The organism is Tardiphaga sp. (assembly GCF_044340795.1).
GTDB lineage: Bacteria > Pseudomonadota > Alphaproteobacteria > Rhizobiales > Xanthobacteraceae > Tardiphaga.
In genome coordinates, this window is sequence record NZ_JBIISY010000004.1 from 1 (window position 1) to 18,289 (window position 18,289).

The 18,289-nt window shown below is 61.9% G+C and carries 17 protein-coding genes; 8 read left to right on the forward strand and 9 right to left on the reverse strand.

The annotated features are described in order from the left end of the window. Positions 1 to 1,296: ABC transporter transmembrane domain-containing protein (locus tag ACIQ17_RS01195; protein ID WP_398464515.1), on the reverse strand; the 1,296-nt coding region annotated here is incomplete at its 3' end. Between the two features lie 303 nt (positions 1,297 to 1,599). Between ACIQ17_RS01195 and ACIQ17_RS01200 the strand changes: the two genes are divergently transcribed. The 4 genes from ACIQ17_RS01200 to ACIQ17_RS01215 all read left to right on the forward strand — a co-directional run bounded on the left by ACIQ17_RS01200 (position 1,600) and on the right by ACIQ17_RS01215 (position 6,317). Next, on the forward strand, positions 1,600 to 2,976 hold the full coding sequence (locus ACIQ17_RS01200; RefSeq protein WP_398464517.1) for a glycosyltransferase family 4 protein: 1,377 nt from the start codon (positions 1,600 to 1,602) through the stop codon (positions 2,974 to 2,976). 1 nt (position 2,977) lies between these two features. Then, positions 2,978 to 4,111 (forward strand): radical SAM/SPASM domain-containing protein, encoded by a 1,134-nt coding sequence (locus tag ACIQ17_RS01205; protein ID WP_398464519.1) that lies wholly within the window; start codon positions 2,978 to 2,980, stop codon positions 4,109 to 4,111. Between the two features lie 20 nt (positions 4,112 to 4,131). Next, on the forward strand, positions 4,132 to 5,400 hold the full coding sequence (locus tag ACIQ17_RS01210) for a glycosyltransferase family 4 protein (RefSeq protein WP_398464521.1): 1,269 nt from the start codon (positions 4,132 to 4,134) through the stop codon (positions 5,398 to 5,400). 206 nt (positions 5,401 to 5,606) lie between these two features. After that, on the forward strand, positions 5,607 to 6,317 hold the full coding sequence (locus ACIQ17_RS01215) for a hypothetical protein (RefSeq protein ID WP_398464523.1): 711 nt from the start codon (positions 5,607 to 5,609) through the stop codon (positions 6,315 to 6,317). Positions 6,318 to 6,411: 94 nt separating this feature from the next. Here the strand turns inward: ACIQ17_RS01215 and ACIQ17_RS01220 are convergent, their stop codons facing one another. Together ACIQ17_RS01220 and ACIQ17_RS01225 are read right to left on the reverse strand one after the other, a co-directional pair. Beyond that, a complete protein-coding gene (locus ACIQ17_RS01220) occupies positions 6,412 to 6,639 on the reverse strand; it encodes a hypothetical protein (protein WP_398464525.1) in 228 nt (75 codons plus the stop codon). Positions 6,640 to 6,961: 322 nt separating this feature from the next. After that, a complete protein-coding gene (locus ACIQ17_RS01225; protein WP_398464527.1) occupies positions 6,962 to 8,155 on the reverse strand; it encodes a serine hydrolase domain-containing protein in 1,194 nt (397 codons plus the stop codon). Positions 8,156 to 8,174: 19 nt separating this feature from the next. Between ACIQ17_RS01225 and ACIQ17_RS01230 the strand changes: the two genes are divergently transcribed. Beyond that, a complete protein-coding gene (locus ACIQ17_RS01230; RefSeq protein ID WP_398464529.1) occupies positions 8,175 to 8,513 on the forward strand; it encodes a hypothetical protein in 339 nt (112 codons plus the stop codon). A 124-nt stretch (positions 8,514 to 8,637) separates the two neighbouring features. On the opposite strand, the gene ACIQ17_RS01235 is transcribed toward ACIQ17_RS01230, so the two are convergent. Further along, the gene (locus tag ACIQ17_RS01235) at positions 8,638 to 10,284 is read right to left on the reverse strand and encodes an amidohydrolase (RefSeq protein ID WP_398464531.1); all 1,647 of its coding nucleotides are present in this window, start codon (positions 10,282 to 10,284) and stop codon (positions 8,638 to 8,640) included. A 161-nt stretch (positions 10,285 to 10,445) separates the two neighbouring features. On the opposite strand from ACIQ17_RS01235, the gene nthA reads away from it, so the two are divergent. From nthA to ACIQ17_RS01250, 3 genes are read left to right on the forward strand one after another with little or no spacing between them, the layout of a single operon-like run. After that, positions 10,446 to 11,093, forward strand: coding sequence for a nitrile hydratase subunit alpha (gene nthA, locus ACIQ17_RS01240; RefSeq protein WP_398464533.1), 648 nt, complete (start codon positions 10,446 to 10,448; stop codon positions 11,091 to 11,093). Continuing rightward, complete coding sequence (gene nthB / locus ACIQ17_RS01245) at positions 11,093 to 11,752, forward strand: nitrile hydratase subunit beta (RefSeq protein ID WP_398464535.1); 660 nt, start codon at positions 11,093 to 11,095, stop codon at positions 11,750 to 11,752. Before nthA ends, nthB begins: the two co-directional genes overlap by 1 nt. A gap of 8 nt (positions 11,753 to 11,760) precedes the next feature. Further along, a complete protein-coding gene (locus tag ACIQ17_RS01250) occupies positions 11,761 to 12,144 on the forward strand; it encodes a nitrile hydratase accessory protein (protein WP_398464636.1) in 384 nt (127 codons plus the stop codon). 126 nt (positions 12,145 to 12,270) lie between these two features. Here the strand turns inward: ACIQ17_RS01250 and ACIQ17_RS01255 are convergent, their stop codons facing one another. From ACIQ17_RS01255 to ACIQ17_RS01275, 5 genes are all read right to left on the reverse strand, one after another. Further along, positions 12,271 to 13,422, reverse strand: a complete 1,152-nt coding sequence (locus ACIQ17_RS01255; RefSeq protein WP_398464537.1) for a serine hydrolase domain-containing protein — start codon at positions 13,420 to 13,422, stop codon at positions 12,271 to 12,273. Positions 13,423 to 13,638: 216 nt separating this feature from the next. Further along, entirely contained in the window at positions 13,639 to 13,833 is a 195-nt protein-coding gene (locus ACIQ17_RS01260; protein ID WP_398464539.1) for a hypothetical protein, read from the reverse strand. Positions 13,834 to 14,810: 977 nt separating this feature from the next. Then, a complete protein-coding gene (locus ACIQ17_RS01265; protein WP_398464542.1) occupies positions 14,811 to 15,812 on the reverse strand; it encodes an NADP-dependent oxidoreductase in 1,002 nt (333 codons plus the stop codon). A 67-nt stretch (positions 15,813 to 15,879) separates the two neighbouring features. Further along, on the reverse strand, positions 15,880 to 17,202 hold the full coding sequence (locus ACIQ17_RS01270; RefSeq protein WP_398464544.1) for a bifunctional folylpolyglutamate synthase/dihydrofolate synthase: 1,323 nt from the start codon (positions 17,200 to 17,202) through the stop codon (positions 15,880 to 15,882). Continuing rightward, positions 17,195 to 18,202, reverse strand: coding sequence for a RimK family alpha-L-glutamate ligase (locus ACIQ17_RS01275; RefSeq protein WP_398464546.1), 1,008 nt, complete (start codon positions 18,200 to 18,202; stop codon positions 17,195 to 17,197). Before ACIQ17_RS01275 ends, ACIQ17_RS01270 begins: the two co-directional genes overlap by 8 nt. Between the last annotated feature and the right edge of the window lie 87 nt (positions 18,203 to 18,289).

Sequence of the window (18,289 nt, forward strand, 5' to 3'; positions counted from 1 at the left end):
CTGCCAGACCTGGGCGAGGCGCAGGATCGGTGCGTTCACGCGATTGGCAAGCAGGTTGAACGCAACCAGCTCACCGACGGTGAGGGCACCGTCAATGACGAGCTTTGCGCCAAAATACAGGATCATGGCACTGACGATCTTGCTGATGAACTGGACCGACTGGCTGGCGTAGTTGCCGAGATTGAGAACACGAAAACTGGAGGTGACATAGCCGGCAAGCAGCTCCTCCCAACGACGTTGCATCTGGGGCTCGACGGCCATGGATTTCAGCATCTCGATTGCAGTCACGCTTTCGACGAGAAACGCCTGGTTTTCGGCGCCGCGCTGGAATTTCTCGTCCAGTCGCCGCTGGAAAAGCGGCGTCGCGAAGGCGGAGATGGCGATATAAACCGGAAAAGCGGCGATCACGATCCAGGCCAACAGCGACGAATACGCAAACAGGACCGCCACGAAGATCAGGGTAAAGAACAGATCGATCACGATGGTCAGGGACGAACCGGTCAGGAAGTTCCGGATGTTCTCGAGTTCGCGAACCCGGGCGACGGAGTCGCCGACACGCCGGGCCTGGAAATAGCCGATCGGCAGAGCAAGCAGGTGCCGGAATAGCCGGGCGCCGAGTTCGACGTCGATGCGATTGGTCGTGTGGGACAGGAGGTAAGTGCGCAAGGTCGCGAGGATGGTCTCGAACAATGCGATGGCAAGAAGGCCGATCACAAGCACATCAAGCGTGCTCATGCCGCGTTGCACGAGCACCTTGTCGACGACGACCTGAAAAAACAGCGGTGAAACCAGTGCGAAGATCTGCAGGAAGAAAGATGCCAGCAGAACTTCGCCAAGAAGGGCGCGATATTTGTAGATCGCGGTGACGAACCAGGCGATGTCAAATCGCCGGGACAGATCCGACAGCGACGCGCGGCGCGTCATCAGCACGAGCTGACCGCCCCACACGAGCGACAGCTCGGTCTGCGACATTATTCTTGGTTGGCTTTTTCCAGGCTCGAGCACGATCACCTGCTCGCCCTCAGCCTTCCCGAGCAGGAGGAAACCGCCGGTTTTCAAAATCGCGATGGCAGGCATCGGGGTTTTAGGAAGGCGGCTCCAGCTGCTGCGCACCACGCGCGCTTTCAGGCCAAGGTCCTTTGCACTTCGCAGCATTTCCACCACGCCAATCGGCTTGCGCCCGAACTGATGGCGGATGCGCTCAGGATCGACGCTGACACCCTGAAAGCGGAGCATCATGACAAGGGCGATCAATCCTTCATCAAATGACGCGGTGGACTCAGCTCCTTCCTGCATCGTTCACTCTTTTGGAAAACGCTCATACGGTATGACGATGCTGGTCCGGTCCGCCGCGCGTGACGATCGCGCAGTCGGACAGGGATGTTGGCTGATCGACACCATAGTCCATCGCAAGGACTGGAGTTGACCGCCGTCAATATGACCTTCCCACCCGCCTCTAGGCTTCAGGAGGTGCTCAAGCATCTCGCATTCAAAAGAGCCAAGGGGCGGGTCGCGTATGCCGTTCAATCTGGAAAGATATGCCGCAGCGTCCCGGATGTTTCCGTTGTCTGCGCCAGATGCAGGACCGGGGCTGAGCCGATGATCGTGTCGCCGCTCGATCTTGGCGCCGATGCAACGCCTGCGGGGGCTGTCCAGCAGCGGCATTCCATCACGCGTTCGCTTCAGCCCGCGAGCCGGTCGTTCGATGCCGCGATGGATGGCGCAGCTTCCGCGTCCGACGCGGTTCGGAAGATCCTGTTCGCAAACAAGTTTCTGTTCCGCAATGGTGGCTCTGAAGCGGTCATGTTCGACGAGATGGCGTGGCTCGGGCAACGCGATCTGGAGATCGTCGACTTTTCCATGCGTGACCGGCGCAACCGTCCATCACGCTTCGAACGGTATTTCGTTTCGGAAAAGAGCTACCGTGGCGGATCGCGCATCAACAAGCTGAAGTCGGTCGCCTCTCTGATCCGGTCGAAGGAGGCGGTCGATAACATCGTCCGGCTGATCCGTGACGAAGCACCGGATGTGGTTCACTGCCACAATATCTATCACCAGCTGACGCCGTCGATCATCAGCGCGGCCACGCGGCTGCGGACTCCGGTTGTTCTGACGCTGCATGACTACAAGCCCGTTTGTCCCGTCTACACGCAATTGTCGAATGGCGAGGTCTGCAACAGTTGTTCCGATGGGAAATTCGAAACGTTGCTGTCGAAGCGTTGCGCCGATGGCTCGCTCGGCAAGAGCGCCCTGCTGTGGGCCGAAGCGCGCTTTCATGCGCTGGCCGGGAGCTATCACAAAGTCAGCAGGTTCATTGCGCCAAGCATGTTCATGCGCGATGCCGTTGCTCGTCGGTTCGGTGACGACAAGGTCGTCCACATCGCCAATGGGATCGATGCCAGCCGGATCGCGGTGTCGTCCCAGGATGATGGCTACGTGCTTTATCTCGGGCGGCTCTCCGCCGAGAAAGGTGTGGCGACGCTGCTGAAAGCCCATGCCGCCGATGACGGCGCGTGGCGGCTGGTGGTGGCCGGAACGGGGCCGCTGCTGCAGGACTATCAGGCGAACTATCCCGCCGCCGAATTCCCGGGTTATCTGAGCGGCAATGATCTGGCTGAGGTGATCCGCAAGGCGGCGATGGTCGTTGTGCCGTCGGAGTGGAATGAGAACAGTCCGCTCTCGATCCTCGAGGCGATGGCCTACGGCAAGCCCGTGGTCGCATCACGCATCGGTGGCATTCCCGAACTGGTTCGGCACGGCAAGACCGGACTGCTGTTCACTCCGAAGAACCATGAAGAACTCGGGATCGGCATTCGGACACTGCTGTCCAATGCCGAGCGGCGGGCATCCATGGGCGCAAAGGCCCGCGAGACTGTCGAAAAGCATCATTCCCTGGAGGCACACGGCGCGGCCCTGTTGGCGCTGTATCGAACCGTTGCGTCGGAATTCAACAGGCAGAGCAAGGCTGGACTGTAACATGGACCTGACCATCATCTCGACCTTCCGTTGCAATTCGAAATGCCAGATGTGCTACATCTGGCAAAATCCGACGGATCCGCGCGAGGAGATATCCCTCGAGACACTGTCGAAGCTGCCATCTGGTTTCGACAATCTGAACGTCTCCGGCGGCGAGCCGACGCTGCGGAAAGACCTCGGCGAACTGGCCGATCTTCTCTATCCGAAGGCGCGGGTTCTGGAGATCTCGTCCAACGGACTGCATCCGGAGCGTCTCGTTCCGATCATCAAGAAATACCCGAACATCAAGGTGCGTTTTTCGGTCGAGGGCGATCAGAAGACGAGCGATACCATCCGCGGCGAGAAGGGCGGCTACGACACCAAGGTCGCCGGGTTGCGTATGTTGAAGGAGGCCGGCGGTACCGATCTCGGCTTCGCCATGGTGATCCAGGACGAGAATGTCGACCAGCTCGTGGACGTCTATGAACTCGCCCGCAAGGAGGGGTACGAGCTCGCGACCTCGACGCTGCACAATGCCTGGCAGTTCTACAAGAACGACAACTATTTCTACGACCGCCGCGCCGTGGCCCGCAAGGTCGAGGGGTTGGTTGAGGCGCTGCTGAAGAGCTCCAAGCCGAAGAATTGGTTCCGGGCCTATCTGAACCTCGGCCTCATCGAGAAGATCCTCGGGCATGACCGGTTGATTCCGTGCAGTGCAGGCAAGGATTTCGCCTTCATCGATCCGTGGTCGGACATCTGGGCCTGCAACGTGCGTTCGGACCTTCCGCTCGGCAATCTCGCCAAGCAGTCCTGGGACGAGGTGATGAATAGCGAAACGGCGCGGCAGACCATGCGGAAGGTGGCCGGCTGTGCACAGAACTGCTGGATGGTGACGACCGCACGCACCGCGATGCGCTCGCGGATCGTGCCGCAGATGCCGAAGCAGGAGCCGCTGATGTGGGTCCTGAAGAACAAGGCGAAAGTGTCGATGGGCAAGAAGATCTGCTTCGACAGCTACATCGACTACTCCGACGCCAGGCCATCTCCGATCGTCCCGCGGCCATCCTTCCTCGGTCAGGCGGTCAAGGCCAAGCTCGTAAAAGGGCGGATCACGCCCGATGAGCACTACCCTCTGAAATCGTTCATCAACGACTAAGCGTCAAGGGAGGCGATGCCGTGAGCAGGAGCGAGATCTATACATTCGGATTCCGCGGGTTTCCCGAAGTTCAGGGCGGTATCGAGACGCATGCAGAGAACCTCGCGCCGCGTCTTGCCAGGCTTGGTCATGACGTCACGGCCTGTGTGCGGTCACCTTACATGGAGAAGCGGTCGGGGGAGTATGCGGGAGTACGCATTCTGCGACTTTGGACCGTGCGGAATGCCTATCTCGAAACCCTGCTGCACTCGGTCATCTGCGCCGTGGTGGCTGCGGCGCGTCGGCCACGTCTTGTGCACGTTCATGGCATCGGGCCCGCGATCGTGACGCCGTTGCTGCGCTTGTTCGGGCTTCGCGTCGTCGTCACTCATCATGGCGAAGACTACAATCGGGAGAAGTGGGGATGGGCGGCACGTAACATCCTGCGGGCCGGTGAGTTGCTCGGCATGTACTTCGCGCATAGGCGGATCGCCGTCAGCCACAGCATCGGCAAGCTGATCGAGACGAAATACGGAAAATCATGCGACGTGATTCCGAATGGCGTCGTATTCTCGGAAATGCCGGTCGAAACCGACAAGATCCGTGAACTCGGCCTGGAGCCCGGGCGCTATGTCCTGACGGTGGGACGCCTCGTGCCGGAGAAACGCCAGCTGGATCTGCTGCATGCATTCCGGGAGATGAACGGGCAAGGTCTGAAACTGGCCATTGTCGGACGTATCGATCACAAGAATGACTATGCCGATCGTCTGGTCGCGGAAGCAAAGGCGCAGCCGGATGTCGTGATGGCCGGCTACCAGAGCGGCGAGACGCTGCGGCAGCTCTATGCCCATGCCGCGCTGTTCGTGTTGCCGTCGTCCCATGAGGGATTGCCCATCGTATTGCTCGAGGCCCTGAGCTACGGCCTGTCGGTACTGGTAAGTGATATTCCGTCCAACCGGGAAGTCGTGTCGGATCGGGCACGGATCTTCGAGGTGGGCAATTGCCGGGAGCTTGGCACCAAGATCGCGACGTTGACGGCGAGCATGCCCGGCGTCGCGGAGCGTGAAGCCGTGCGTCTGGAGAATATTCGGCGCTACGACTGGAACGATATCGCGACCCGGACGTCCGACGTCTATCTGGCGGCGCTCGATCAGGTGCGACCGACTGATGTGGCAGTTGCGTCTGCCAAGCTCCCCGGTGAGCTCCTGGTCACGCGGCCGGTCCGTCCGGCACCGGTGCCGCGTCCTGTCCTGGTGAAATCCGACGTCACCATGACCGGGGTACAGAGCGATCTGCGGAGCCGGCCATAGGAGGACAAGGCCTCAGGCTGGCATGGTCATATTTCCGGTCGGCCTGTTTCCCTTTCGTGCCAGGGATGAGGGAGAACAACAGAATAAATTCGTCTGGTTGGTCGAGCCGAATATGCTAACATGAAGGCGTCGCGATCCGGGGGAGGGTCTGACTGGGTACATCATTCGGTGCACTCAATTGAGGCTCCGGGACGATTGTTATTCTGGTGTCGGATTCGGAAGTTCAGAGCGAAGTTCATCCTCTTCTGGAGGGGCTCTCACTTTCTGCGGATGCTTACATCCGTGGCAACGTCGCGCGTGATGCGCCCTATGTGCCGGATCGCCTGAGACCTTCCATCATCGACATCAGCGACCGGCTGGCAACTGTGCTCGATGCATTGTTCGAAATCGACGCACTCTGTGATGATGCGGCGGTTCTGGGCTTGATGGCCGAATCGCAGCATCCTTTCGGCGACATCAGCGCCTATCAGGCTCACCGCATGTTCGAAGCGCACAAGTCCTGTTTGGATGGTGCCTTTCCGGAAGCTCTGTTCCGACTGACCAACGCGTTCAATGCAACGCTCCAGGCAGCTTCCGCCGATGAAGAGCAGATCGATCTCGCGCGGATCATGCGCGAGGCGGGCGGCGGTTGGCAGTTTTCGGCGGTGCGATCCGAACACGGGTCCGGGGTTGGCCGCACTGACCAACCGCTAGGTGGTGCCCCGTATGCGGAAGGTCGGCAACTCCGGGAATGGCCGCCGCTTGCAAGGGTCTCCGATCACCAACAGTCCGAACTACGGCGGCAGTTGCGGGATCAGCATGAATGCATGCAGGCGGCCCTGACGGCAATCCTGAAAGCCCACGGTCCTGCGCTTCTCGAACTGGTCGATCGTCACAATGCGATGATGCAGAATTTCGAACGTCGTTCACGGGAGTAACGAAGTCGCATCGCCGACAATGGCCGAGAGGGATGAGATATTTGGAGGCGGGATTGCTCGCTAATCCAGCGATCGAAAGTCTTCGGAATGTACATCAATCCCTGAGTGCGATGATGTTTTCCTGAGCTTGTCCTATCCTGAGCGCTGCCGCGCGATATTTGCTGGCGACGGGGTCATCGGTGTAAGTGATCAGGCATTCCCATCCATATTCAAGCCTGTAGATGAAAATATCGAGACCTTGCGGCCATGGCCCGAGCTGGCGAATGGCCTCCGATTCAATGACTTGAATGATTTCACTTGAGGTCATCACATTCTTGGACATGTGTTGCTCAAATTATGCGGCGCGATCAATCTCGTGAACGATGGCTGGGATGCGGATATGTCACTTGAGGCCCGGTGTCTCAAGGCTGAGAGGCTGACAGTCGCAGGTGATTCAACGGACCAGATCGAATTACAATCTTGATATCATCTGTATCATATTACGACTTTCAGCGCGCCATCAACCATACTTACGTTGCGGCAACTATCGTTTTGAAAAAAGAATCTTGCATCGCCTGTAATTCATACTCGCGCCTCCGCAGTCCCGTGCGAAGGCCTGGGTTGATGATGTTAAGTATCAAGCCGGCGGGACAGCGTCAGAGAGGTCATCCAGCCAGATAATCGCTTGCCGCATCCGCGAAGTTGAGTGTCAGTTCGGTCAGTTGCGCATCCAGTGGTGATGCCTGGGACGAGGCCTTGGCGATCACGATGTGATGGGCGCGATCGACGAACAGGTGCTGGCCGTGAATGCCAAGCCCCATGGCCGTCCGGCGATCGCGCGCGACATACCATTTGTTGCGGTAGTGCATCGAGCGACCGCCGAAATAGGGCGCGAGATCGCCATTGGCCCAGGCTTGGGGATCACCGTTTGCGAAGATGTCGTCGATCCACCTTGCAGGAATGATCGAGGTACCATCGCGCTTTCCGTTCTGCAGCATCAATTGCCCGACACGTGCGAGATCCGGCACCGTCATGCAGATGCCGCCGGCGCAGCGCGGTGCGCCGTAGCGATCGACGGTGACATAGGCGGGGTGCTGCGCACCCAGCGGCCTCCAGATGTGATCGCTCATGAGATCGGCGAAGCGCGTCCCGGTGGCGCGCTCGAGGAGCCAGCCCAAGAGATCGGAATTCGGCGAGACATAGTGAAACGGGCCACCATCGGCACCGTCGCGATCGGTCAGGGTGGTGAGGAAATGGCGGAGATCGTTCGGGCTGTCGCCGGGCCCGAGCGGATTCCATCCCGTCGCCTTGCGATATTCCACGATCGGACCGGACGTGGCGAAATAGTTCTCGTCGAATTTGAGGCCGACGCGCATGTCCAGCACATGGCGGACGGTTGTTGTTGCATAGACGGAAACGCGCAGCTCCGGAATGATCGCGGTGACAAGTTGATCCGGGTCCAGCGCGCCCGTGGCGACGACGCAGCCCGCGACCAGCGCGGTCATCGATTTCGAAACCGACATCAGGATGTGCGGCGTGTGTGCGGTCATCCCATTGGCATAGTGCGCGAAGACGAGCTTGCCGCGATGCAGGATCACCAGACCATCGGTGTCGGTCTCGCGGATGAACCGGTCGAGCGAAAAGGTGCTGTCACGATGTTTGAAAGACAGCGTCGAAAGGTCTTTCGGCTGTGCGTCGAGCTGCCAGAGATTGTCGGGCGCATTCGGGATATCCGCCGATGGCACGATCTCCCGCACATGATGAAACCCCCATTTGTTGTAAGGGCCCGTGCGCCAGTTCGCCAGGCTGGCCTGATCTGCTTCGGGGGACGGGAAACCGGACATTAACGGTGGCGACATCTGCTTCTCCAGGGGACGCATGGTTAAGCAAATTCTGACCGTTTCAGCGTGGCGCGTCGAGAGCCACGAATCGCGCGATTTCCGCGGGTTTTCCGCGAAACGGAAGCGAAGCAACGGCATCGCGGAACGCAATGCCGTTTGCCTTCTCTCAACCATCGAGGCCGTTCATCTGCCGGAAACCACGCCTGTTAGGCCGCGGGAAGTTCGCCCGAGCGATGCTGCCTCCACGATCGAAAAAAATTTCGACATGGAGGCGAATTTGGCTCTTACCGTTCTTCCCTATATCGCTGCAGCGCTCGGCGTTGCTGTCTTCGCACTTGCCACCGCGCCTGCGCGCGTCGAGGAGGATGCGAACTAGTTGTCGTCCCGGCGAATGCCGGGACCCATAACCTCCGAAGTCGTGGCGTGGCTCCGTTGCTGCCACATCACGCTTCGCAGCGAACTCCGTGTCTATGGATCCCGGCATTCGCCGGGATGACACGTCACTCTGCCGCTGTCGCGATCTGCCCGAGGCGATCGAACACGACCTCGCCGCCGAGAATGGTGAGATCGCAGCGCGCATCCATTTCCACCTGCTCCGGTGCCACGCTGAACACGTCGTGGCTCAGCACTGCGATATCCGCGAGCTGGCCCGGCACCAGGCGCCCCACATTGTTTTCGGCAAACTGCGTATAGGCGCCGAAGTAGGTATAGGCGTGGACCGCCTCGGCCATCGACAGCTTCTGGCTTTCGCCGAGCACCGTGTGCCGGTTCGACATCCGCGTGGTCATCGTGAACAGGTTCTTGAACGGATCGGTGGTGGACACCGGCGCGTCCGAACTCGCGGCCGGATGCAGGCCGGCTTCGATCCACTTGCGCATGGGATAGGCGACGTCGGTGCGCGCCTGGCCGACATTGGTGATGTAGAGATCGCCGAATTCATACATGAAGACCGGCTGCGGCACCGGATCGATGCCGCCCGCCGCCATGCGTGCGATCTGGCTGTCCGAGAGAAAGCCGCAATGCTCGATGCGGTGGCGGCGGCCGAGGATCGGATTGGCTTCGGTGCCGGCCTTCTCGATGCCCGACAGCACCTGCTCGATGGCGGCATCGCCGATGGCGTGGATCGCGAGCTGATAGCCGCGATTGTGATAATGCGACAGGAAGTCGTGCATTTCCTTGTCGGTGTAGCAGAAGATGCCGCGATTGGCGGGATCGCCCACCAGATAAGGTTCGCTCATTGCCGCAGTGAGCCCGCCGGCGCTGCCATCGCCGAACACTTTCATGGCGCCGTAGCGCAGCTTGCCCACCTCGCGGCCGAAGCGATAGCCGGCGTCATAGGCCTTGTCGCCGATGCCGTCGGTATTGCCATAGATGCAGACCCAGGTGCGGATCGGCAGCGTGTCGGTCTTTGCCAGATGCTCATAGGCATCGATCTCGTCCATGCCCGCAGCCATGCCGACCGCGGCATCCATCACGCTGGTGAAACCCTGCGACAGCATGAAGCGGCTGGCGTTATCGATCGCATCGCGCAGGCGCTCGCTGCTCGGCTTCGGCGCGGCATCGACAATCAGGCGCAGCGCGCGCTCGGCGATCAGGCCGGTGAGCTTGTTGTCGCGCCGCTCGATCATGCCGCCATCGGGCTCCGGTGTGTTGTGACCGATGCCGGCTGCGCGCATCGCTTGCGTATTGATCACCGCCACATGGCCGCAGGTGCGTTTCAGATAGACCGGATTGTTCGGCGCGACGGTGTCGAGCTCCTCGGCGGTCGGGTGGCGGCCTTCGGCGAGTTCGTTGTGGTCATAGCCGCGGCCATTGATCCATTCGCCGGGCTTCATCGTCTTCGCCTTTTCGGCGACGCGGCGCAGGATTTCGCCGATGCTGTTCGCGCCGGTCTCCGGGCGAAGATTGATCTCCGTCATGGTCAGGCCGAGCGGCAGGAGATGCATATGTGCGTCATTGAGGCCGGGGATGGCCGTGCGGCCGGCCAGCTCGATCACCCGCGTGTCGGGCCCCGCCATCTCCGTGATCTCAGCGGCGCTGCCGGTGGCGAGCACGCGGTCGCCGGAGAGGGCGATCGCCTCGGCAAAACCGTCGTTGAGGCCGCAGAAAATGCGGCCGCCGGTGAGGATCAGGCTGGGCTTGGACATGGTGGACCTTCCGTCGTCGTTGACATCAGGCGAATGGCGCAAATCCGTAGCGCCCGCAAGATTGTAGAGTGGGCAGCGCGCCTGCGGTTTCGGCAGGGGATCGCATGTTGCCTGTGCGCGGCATCTGTGGTGCATTCAGCGCAAATCTGGGAGATGCTGCCATGAGCGGGCACGATCATCACGACCACGGTCATCATCACGGGCATGACCATGACCATTCGGAATTGTCCGAAACCGAGCTGCGCGTGCGTGCGCTGGAAAGCATTCTGGTCGAGAAGGGCTATGTCGATCCCGCCGCCCTGGATGAACTGATCCAGACCTACGAGACCAAGGTCGGCCCGCGCAACGGCGCCCGCGTCATCGCCAAGGCCTGGAGCGATCCCGCTTACTACGACCGCCTGCTGAAGGATGCGACGCCGGCCATCGCCGAACTCGGCTATGAAGGCCGCCAGGGCGAACACATCGTCGCGGTGGTGAACACGCCGGATACCCACAACATGGTCGTGTGCACGCTGTGCTCCTGCTATCCGTGGTCGGTGCTCGGCCTGCCGCCGGTCTGGTACAAGGCCGCGCCGTATCGATCGAAAGCGGTCCGCGATCCGCGCGGCGTGCTGGATGACTTCGGTGTGTCTCTGCCGAAGGAGACCAGGATCAAGGTGTGGGATTCCACCGCCGAGATCCGCTACCTCGTCGTCCCGATGCGGCCGAAGGGCACCGAGGGCTGGAGCGAGGAGAAGCTCGCCGATCTCGTCACCCGCGACAGCATGATCGGCACGGGCGTCGCGCGTATGCCGGCGGAGGTGGCGTGATGGACGGTGCGCATGACATGGGCGGTCATCAGGGGTTCGGCAAGGTCGAGCCCGAGGTGAATGAGCCGATCTTCCACGGCGAGTGGGAGCGCCGCATGCTCGCGATGACGCTGGCCATGGCCAAGCCCGGTCAGTGGAACATCGACATGTCGCGCTATGCCCGCGAGAATCGCTCGCCGCGCGACTATCTCAATCGCACTTATTACGAGGTCTGGCTCGGCGGGCTCGAAGCGCTGATGGAAGAGCGCGGCCTCGTTTCGCGCGAAGAGCTCGACAGCGGACAGGCGCTGCTGCCGCGCAAGAACGTGCCGGTGCTGAAGCCGGACGAAGTCGATGCCATGCTCCGTCGCGGCGGTCCCACCGAACGCCCGACCGATGCGCCTGCGCGCTTCAAGGTCGGCGATCGCGTCCGCGCCAGGGTGATGGCGCCCACCACGCATACGCGCCTGCCACGCTATGTCCGCGGCCATGTCGGCACCATCGAGCTGCTGCACGGCGCCCATGTGTTTCCGGACAGCAATGCCATGGGCCAGGGCGAAGCGCCGCAATGGCTCTATACCGTGCGCTTCGACGGCAGCGAGCTGTGGGGCGAAGACGGCGATCCCGATGCTTCGGTGTCGGTGGACGCGTGGGATTCCTATCTGGAGCCGGTGTCGTGACCGACGGGATGACCGATGACCGCGCAGCCGCGATCGTTGCGGTTGCATCGATTCCGGACATTCCGCGCGATATCGACGGCCCGGTGTTCAATGCCCCATGGGAGGCGCAGGCTTTCGCCATGACGGTCACGCTGCATGAGCGCGGCGTCTTCACCTGGACGGAATGGGCAGCGGCGCTCTCCGCCGAAATCAAGCGCGCGCAGGCGGAAGGCGATCCCGATACGGGCGAGACCTATTACCGGCACTGGCTGGCGACACTGGAAAACCTGATCGCGGAAAAGGGCGTGACCACGCGGAGCGATCTGCATCGCTACCGCGATGCGTGGGATCATGCAGCCGATCGTACACCGCATGGGCAACCGATCGAGCTGAAGCCGGCGGATTTCGCGTAGAGAGACTGACGCGCTGTGCTCTCCACGTCATGGCCGGGCCTGACCCGGCCATCCATCTTCGACGCGCGCTGCAAAGGTGGGTGCCCGGGTCAAGCCCGGGCATGACGGAGTGTCTTCACTCCGCAATTACACAACCGCTTCCACCAGCGCATTGAAAAACGCATTGTCCGATACCGCGGGATTGATCATGGTCGGCGGCTTCGAGCGTGCGCCCAGCACGACGCAGATCACGCGGTGCTTCGGATTGATATACATCAGCTGGCCGAAAATGCCGCGCGCGGTGAAGGCGCCGTCGTCGAGCGAGCCGTCCGCATTCGGCACGATCCACCACATGTAGCCATAGTCGACGCGCTTGCCGCTGATCTGTCGCGCCGAGCCGGCCTCGCGCACCCAGCCTACCGGCAGAATGCGCTCGCCATCGATCACGCCGTCGTCGAGAATGAAGCGCCCGAAGCGCGCATAGTCGCGCAATGTCGCGAAGAGTCCGCTGCCGGCCACTTCGAGGCCGCCCGGCGCCTCCAGCCACCACGCACCGTCCTGTTCCACGCCGAGCTTCGACCAGATCTTCTCCGACAGGTAATCGCTCAACCACTTGCCGGTGGCCGCTTTGATCAGCGCGCCGACCACATGGGTGTCGCCGGTCGAGTAGCAGAACTGCGTGCCCGGCGGCGCTGCGCGCGGGCGCTCGGCCATATAGCGCATCACGGCGCCGGATTGCTGGGCGATCTGGATCTCCAGCATCTGCCGGCGTTCGGAATTCGCGTCGGTCTGGTCGTCACTCCACTTCACGCCCGACGTCATCTGCATCAAGGTCTTCACCGTCACGCCGTCGAAGGCGGTGCCGTTGAATTCCGGCAGATAGGTGGTCAGCGGCTCGTCGACGCTCTTGATGAAACCGTCCTGGATCGCCGCTCCCACCAGCGTGGTGCTGAAGGATTTTGCCATCGACATCGACAGCCAGCGGGTATGTTCGGTGATGCCGAGATCGTAATGCTCGAGCCTGACTTCGTCGTCCTTCATCACCAGCAATCCGGAGATGCGGTTGCGCGAGACATAATCATAGATGTCATAGGTCGCGCCGTTGGAGACGATGGGGAAATCCGGCAGCGAGCGATCGCTATAGGTCAGCGGCCGCACCGGCGCCCCCGCCTTGACCGTGCGGGTCGCAAAATTCATCTCGGGGGTGACGAAGGTTCGCTGATGCTCGATCGGCATGGACTTGCCGGCATAGGAGCGAACAATGGCGTCGCGGAGGGCGCGGGACTGTGTGTCGGTCAATGCTTTACCTGCTCATCCGGCGCGTCGGTGCGCCGAGACGGGGATAGGGCAGGGATGCCGGAGTGTCGAGATCGCTCAGGCGATAGCTGCGATGCAAAGCTTTGCAGTTTTAGGATGGGTAGAGCGCAGGCGTGTTGCGCCGAAGCGAAACCCATCGGCCGAATTCGCCGCATCGATCGAATGATGGGTTTCGCTACGCTCCACCCATCCTGCGCTTCAACGCACCGCTGACGCATTCGAGCTTGTAAACGCCGTCGGCTGGCCGGCCTTGATCACGCGGGCGGTCTGCACATCGCCGTCGCTGCGGGAGAACAGGCCGAAGCCGGTCACAACGATGCCGGCGACGAGGGCGACGACGACGATCTTCAGATGCGTGCTGCGGTCTGCGCTGTGGATCGAGTGGTTGTTCATAACGGCCTCCTGCCGTCTTACGCGGCCACCTGTTGAGGCCAAGACGTAAGCCCGGCAAGTTTCCGGCCGATGGCGTGAATGTAGAAATTTGTTTCGTGCTGCCGGAGTTTTGTTTCATCGCGTCACAGCGAGTGCGTCTTGCATCCCACTGAAGCGACGCGCCGGAGCGCGTGCTCTTCTCCCACCATAATGTTCCTGTTTTGTTCTTGACGAAATCCCGCAAAGGATTATGTTCCGTCTCGTCCGGCCCCGGTGAGAGGGGCGAGCGCGATCGTCACGTTCGCGGGGCCGGATGCGGTGGGCGCCAAGGTTGGGGCGTCGCGCGGTGCCTGGAAGAGGCTCGCCTGCGGGCGGGACGGATCGGTGCCAGACCTGCCACTGGCGCGGAGATGTCTCACCTTCGGACCAGCCGATCCCGGGAAACGCGTGACGGACGACCCTCTCGGCGGCGTCCGGGATCATGCTGCTGCGTCCCCCGGCCCTTCGCCTTGGGCCAAATAACGGGGATCTGACCGCTCCCCTGGGCAGGCAGCGGCCCCCGAACACCGCGTGCGGAACGTCGAGCTTGCTCGATCATTCCGAAAGTCCTGATGCATTCCCTTGCGGAGTACCGCATCGGCATCAGGCACCAAGGGTGCATCGAGCACCCGGCGTTCCGCGCGCCCTTTCTTGGGAGGGCGGAGGGAAAGCGCAAAACTCGGGCGCTTCGGCGCCGCGAGAACGGGATCGCGTGAGTTCAGGAAATGACGGGGCTGTTTGACAGGTTGAAGACGCGACGCGCGGACAGACGTGCTCCCTCCCTCAAGCGGCGTAGCCGCGCAGTGGGGAGGGCCGGGGTGGGGTGTCTCACCACGTGACGTCGGAATGTGGAGACACCCCACCCGTCTCGAAGCTCGCTGAACGCTCGCTTCTCAGCACCCTCCCCAATCGCTTCGCTCCGGGGAGGGAGAAGAGGAGTGTCACATCGGGCGCGAAAACTACACCTTCACCATCCGCTTGCCCCGGTTCTCGCCCGCCAGCAAGCCGATCAAAGCTTGCGGCGTGTTCTCGATGCCGTCGATCACATCTTCCAGCACCTTGATCTTGCCGGATGACACCCAGCCCTGCAGTTCGCTGAGTGCCAGGTCGCGCTGGTTCATGTAGTCCATCACGATGAAGCCCTGCATGGTGAGGCGCTTCACCACGATGAGGCCTGGCACCCCGCGCGGGCCAGTGGCCGAAGGCGCGCCGTCATATTGCGAGATGGCGCCGCAGCAGGCGATGCGGCCGTTGAGGTTCATCTGCGGCAGGCAGGCTTCGAGGATGTCGCCGCCGACATTGTCGAAATAGACGTCGATGCCGTTGGGTGCTGCGGCCTTCAGCGCCTTGAACACCGCGCCGTCCTTGTAATCGACAGCCGCATCGAAGCCGAGTTCGGAGGTCAGCCACTGGCATTTGTCGGCGCCGCCGGCGATGCCGATCACGCGGCAGCCTTTGAGCTTGGCGATCTGCCCGACGATGGAGCCGACAGAGCCCGCAGCCGCGGAGACGACGACCGTCTCGCCTTCCTTCGGCTTGCCCACATGCAGCAGGCCGAAATAGGCGGTGAGGCCGGCAATGCCATAGATCGACAGCAGATGCGTCATCGGCTCCATACGCGGCATTTTTGTCAGATGTTTCGCCGGCACGGCGGCGTAGTTCTGCCAGCCGGTGTCGCCGAACACGATGTCGCCGGGCTTGAGCGCGTCGGATTTCGACGACACCACTTCGGCGATGCCGCCGCCGGCCATGACATTGCCGGTCTCCACGGCTGCGCGGTAGGTGGCGCCGTGCATCCAGGCGCGGTTGGCGGCGTCGAGGGAGATGTAGCGAATGCGCAGCAGCGCCTCGCCGTCCTTCGGCTCGGGCATGCGGCCCTCGGTGAGCTTGAAATGCTCAAGGCCAAGTTTGCCCGCGGGCTTCTCCATCAAGAGAACCTGGCGATTGATGGCGTCGGTCATGTCGTGCCTCCCATGTTGTTTGTTGGGAGGCAGGTTACGTGGCATGAACGGCTGGGGCAATCGCGCCTCAGAAAAACTGCAGCTCCTCAGCCCTGCCGCCGCGCAGCACCGTTGCATATTCGATGGCGACGAACAGGCCGCCGGCCACATAGATCTTGCGCGGCACGGTGCGGGCCAGTTGCTGGCTCAGTTTCACCGCATCTTCCATCGCATTGGCCACATGGATGCGCGCCGTCGCATGCGCCTTTCGCGCGGCGCCCCCGACCAGCCGCGCATCGGCACCCTTGTGATGCGCGCGGGTGCAGACGATGGCGCCGAAATGCGGCGCCAGCTGTTGCGCGATCTCGTCGACATTCTTGTCGGCGGAGACGCCGAGCACCAGCAGCCAGTCGTCCTTGCCATGCACCGCATGCAGCCCGCGCAGCGCCTGCATCACGCCATCCGGTGTGTGGCCGACATCGATCACAACAAGCGGATCGCGCTGGATGACTTCGAGGCGGCCGGGCCACGTCGTCTCGCGCAGCCCGGTGCGGATCGCGTGATCGACCTTGGTTGCCTCGGCATCCGGATGCATCCGCTGCATCCACAGCAGGAACAGCGCTGCGGCGATGGCAGCATTGTTGAGCTGGAATTCGCCGTGCAGCGTGATCTCCAGCCCGCGCAATTTCGTCTCGCCGATACGGCAGTTGAAATTCTGCGCCTTGCGCGACGTCACCACGCTGCTGATGGTGATGCCATCGCCCACATGCAGGCCGGCCACGTGGCGGTTGCGATTGTATTCGGCGAGATGCGCGCGCAACGGCAGGCAGTTCTCGCCATAGATCACGGTGCCATGGCTGGCACAGGCATCGCTCTTGTCGGAGGCGATCAGCGCCAGCGAACTGCCGAGCAGCGCAGTATGTTCGAGATCCACCGAAGTGACACAAGTGAGCGTGGCGCCGATCAGTCGCACGGGATCGTAGCGACCGCCGATGCCAGCCTCGAACACGGCGAGATCGCAGCCCATCTCCTGGAAATACAGGCAGGCCAGCGCGAATTGCGCCTCAAAGGCACCGAATGTCTCGGTGACGCCGTGATGGTCGAGATCGGTGATCGCGGTCGCCACGCGCAGCACGAGGGCTTCCAGCAATTCGTCATCGACGGGCTCGCCATCGATCTGGAAGCGCTCGTTGAAGCGATAGAGATGCGGTGAGGTGAACAGCCCGGTGCGCAGGCCAAAGGCACGGCCGATGTTCGCGCAGAACGCGGCGGTGGAGCCCTTGCCGTTGGAGCCGGTGATCACGATGGAATGCCGCTGCAGCCGGTCCCGATCGATGCAGAGCGCATCGAGAAGCAACGCCAGCCGCGCAAGGCCGATGCCGCCGGTGCCATATTTGGGCAGGTTAAACATCGATCAGGCCCAGCGATGTGAAGGTATGGCGCCAGATGCGCAGGATGAGGTCATCGCGGCCGGAATCTTCGAGAAAGCGGATCGAGGGATTGGCATTGACCTCGATAACGCGCAACGGCTCGGTGTCATCATAGACACGTGTGAAGAGATCGATCCCGCCCGCACGCAGGCCGAGCGCACGCAAGGCTTTTCGCGCAGCGGCGAACACGGCTTCGGCATTGCTTGGCTCTTCGAAGGCCATGCGGCCGCCGGCGCTCAAATTGGTACGGCCGAACAGATAGACGTATTCGCCCCGTTCCGGAACGTGATCCAGTTCAACGAACAGCGAATGGAGCGGGGCCGCGGAGACGCCGTGCGCTTCCATCTGCGGCAGCCGCGCCGCAAGCAGTTTGCGCACTGACCTTCGGCCGTCGCCGACCAAAACAGGGACGGCCTTGGACACGCAGTAGACGATCTCGTCGTCGAGCACGAAGACGCGATATTCGGGGCCCATGCGCACGGGCTGGATGAGGATCGCATCATAATGTCGTTCGATGCTCTCCAGATATCGGTTCAGATCGTCGACCCCGCTCACGATCTGGGCGAAATCTCCGCGCGAACCATTGAGCGGTTTGATGAAGGCGTGGTCGTCCAGGCTGTTGAAATAAGCGAGCGCATCGGCGCGCTCATGGCCGGGCGGGCGATGTCGGCGATGCCGATCGTGCAGGAAGAAATAATCACCGTCCAATGTGGCGACGCCGGCGCGGGCCATCAGCACATTGGCCATGTGCTTGTCATTGGCCAGTGTGGCCGCGGTCGCGGTGTTCTGCGGGAAGAACGAGCCGCGCCCGGCACCGAACACGGCGCTCTTGCCGGCACCGGTCACCTCGAAGATCAGTCCGGTGCCATGGTCGAGTTCGGCAAAGCCCAGCCCCAGCACGCCTGCGGCATATTCCGCATAGATCGTCTGGTCGGGGTAATAAGCCGGCTTGCCGGCCCGGATGGCGCGTATTGGGGTCATGAGGCCTTGCGCCGGTCATTGAACGAAGTCGCCGCCGATGGCGACTCCCTTAGGCGCGGGAAATTACCGGAACGGATGCCACCAATC

Coding starts and splice junctions, on each gene's coding strand:
- ACIQ17_RS01265 (WP_398464542.1), bottom strand. CDS start 15,812: ATGACCGACGCCATCAATCGCCAGGTTCTCTTGATGGAGAAGCCCGCG.
- ACIQ17_RS01200 (WP_398464517.1), top strand. CDS start 1,600: ATGATCGTGTCGCCGCTCGATCTTGGCGCCGATGCAACGCCTGCGGGG.
- ACIQ17_RS01235 (WP_398464531.1), bottom strand. CDS start 10,284: ATGTCCAAGCCCAGCCTGATCCTCACCGGCGGCCGCATTTTCTGCGGC.
- ACIQ17_RS01230 (WP_398464529.1), top strand. CDS start 8,175: ATGGTTAAGCAAATTCTGACCGTTTCAGCGTGGCGCGTCGAGAGCCAC.
- ACIQ17_RS01275 (WP_398464546.1), bottom strand. CDS start 18,202: ATGACCCCAATACGCGCCATCCGGGCCGGCAAGCCGGCTTATTACCCC.
- ACIQ17_RS01225 (WP_398464527.1), bottom strand. CDS start 8,155: ATGTCGCCACCGTTAATGTCCGGTTTCCCGTCCCCCGAAGCAGATCAG.
- ACIQ17_RS01205 (WP_398464519.1), top strand. CDS start 2,978: ATGGACCTGACCATCATCTCGACCTTCCGTTGCAATTCGAAATGCCAG.
- ACIQ17_RS01220 (WP_398464525.1), bottom strand. CDS start 6,639: ATGTCCAAGAATGTGATGACCTCAAGTGAAATCATTCAAGTCATTGAA.
- nthB (WP_398464535.1), top strand. CDS start 11,093: ATGGACGGTGCGCATGACATGGGCGGTCATCAGGGGTTCGGCAAGGTC.
- ACIQ17_RS01250 (WP_398464636.1), top strand. CDS start 11,761: ATGACCGATGACCGCGCAGCCGCGATCGTTGCGGTTGCATCGATTCCG.
- nthA (WP_398464533.1), top strand. CDS start 10,446: ATGAGCGGGCACGATCATCACGACCACGGTCATCATCACGGGCATGAC.
- ACIQ17_RS01270 (WP_398464544.1), bottom strand. CDS start 17,202: ATGTTTAACCTGCCCAAATATGGCACCGGCGGCATCGGCCTTGCGCGG.
- ACIQ17_RS01260 (WP_398464539.1), bottom strand. CDS start 13,833: ATGAACAACCACTCGATCCACAGCGCAGACCGCAGCACGCATCTGAAG.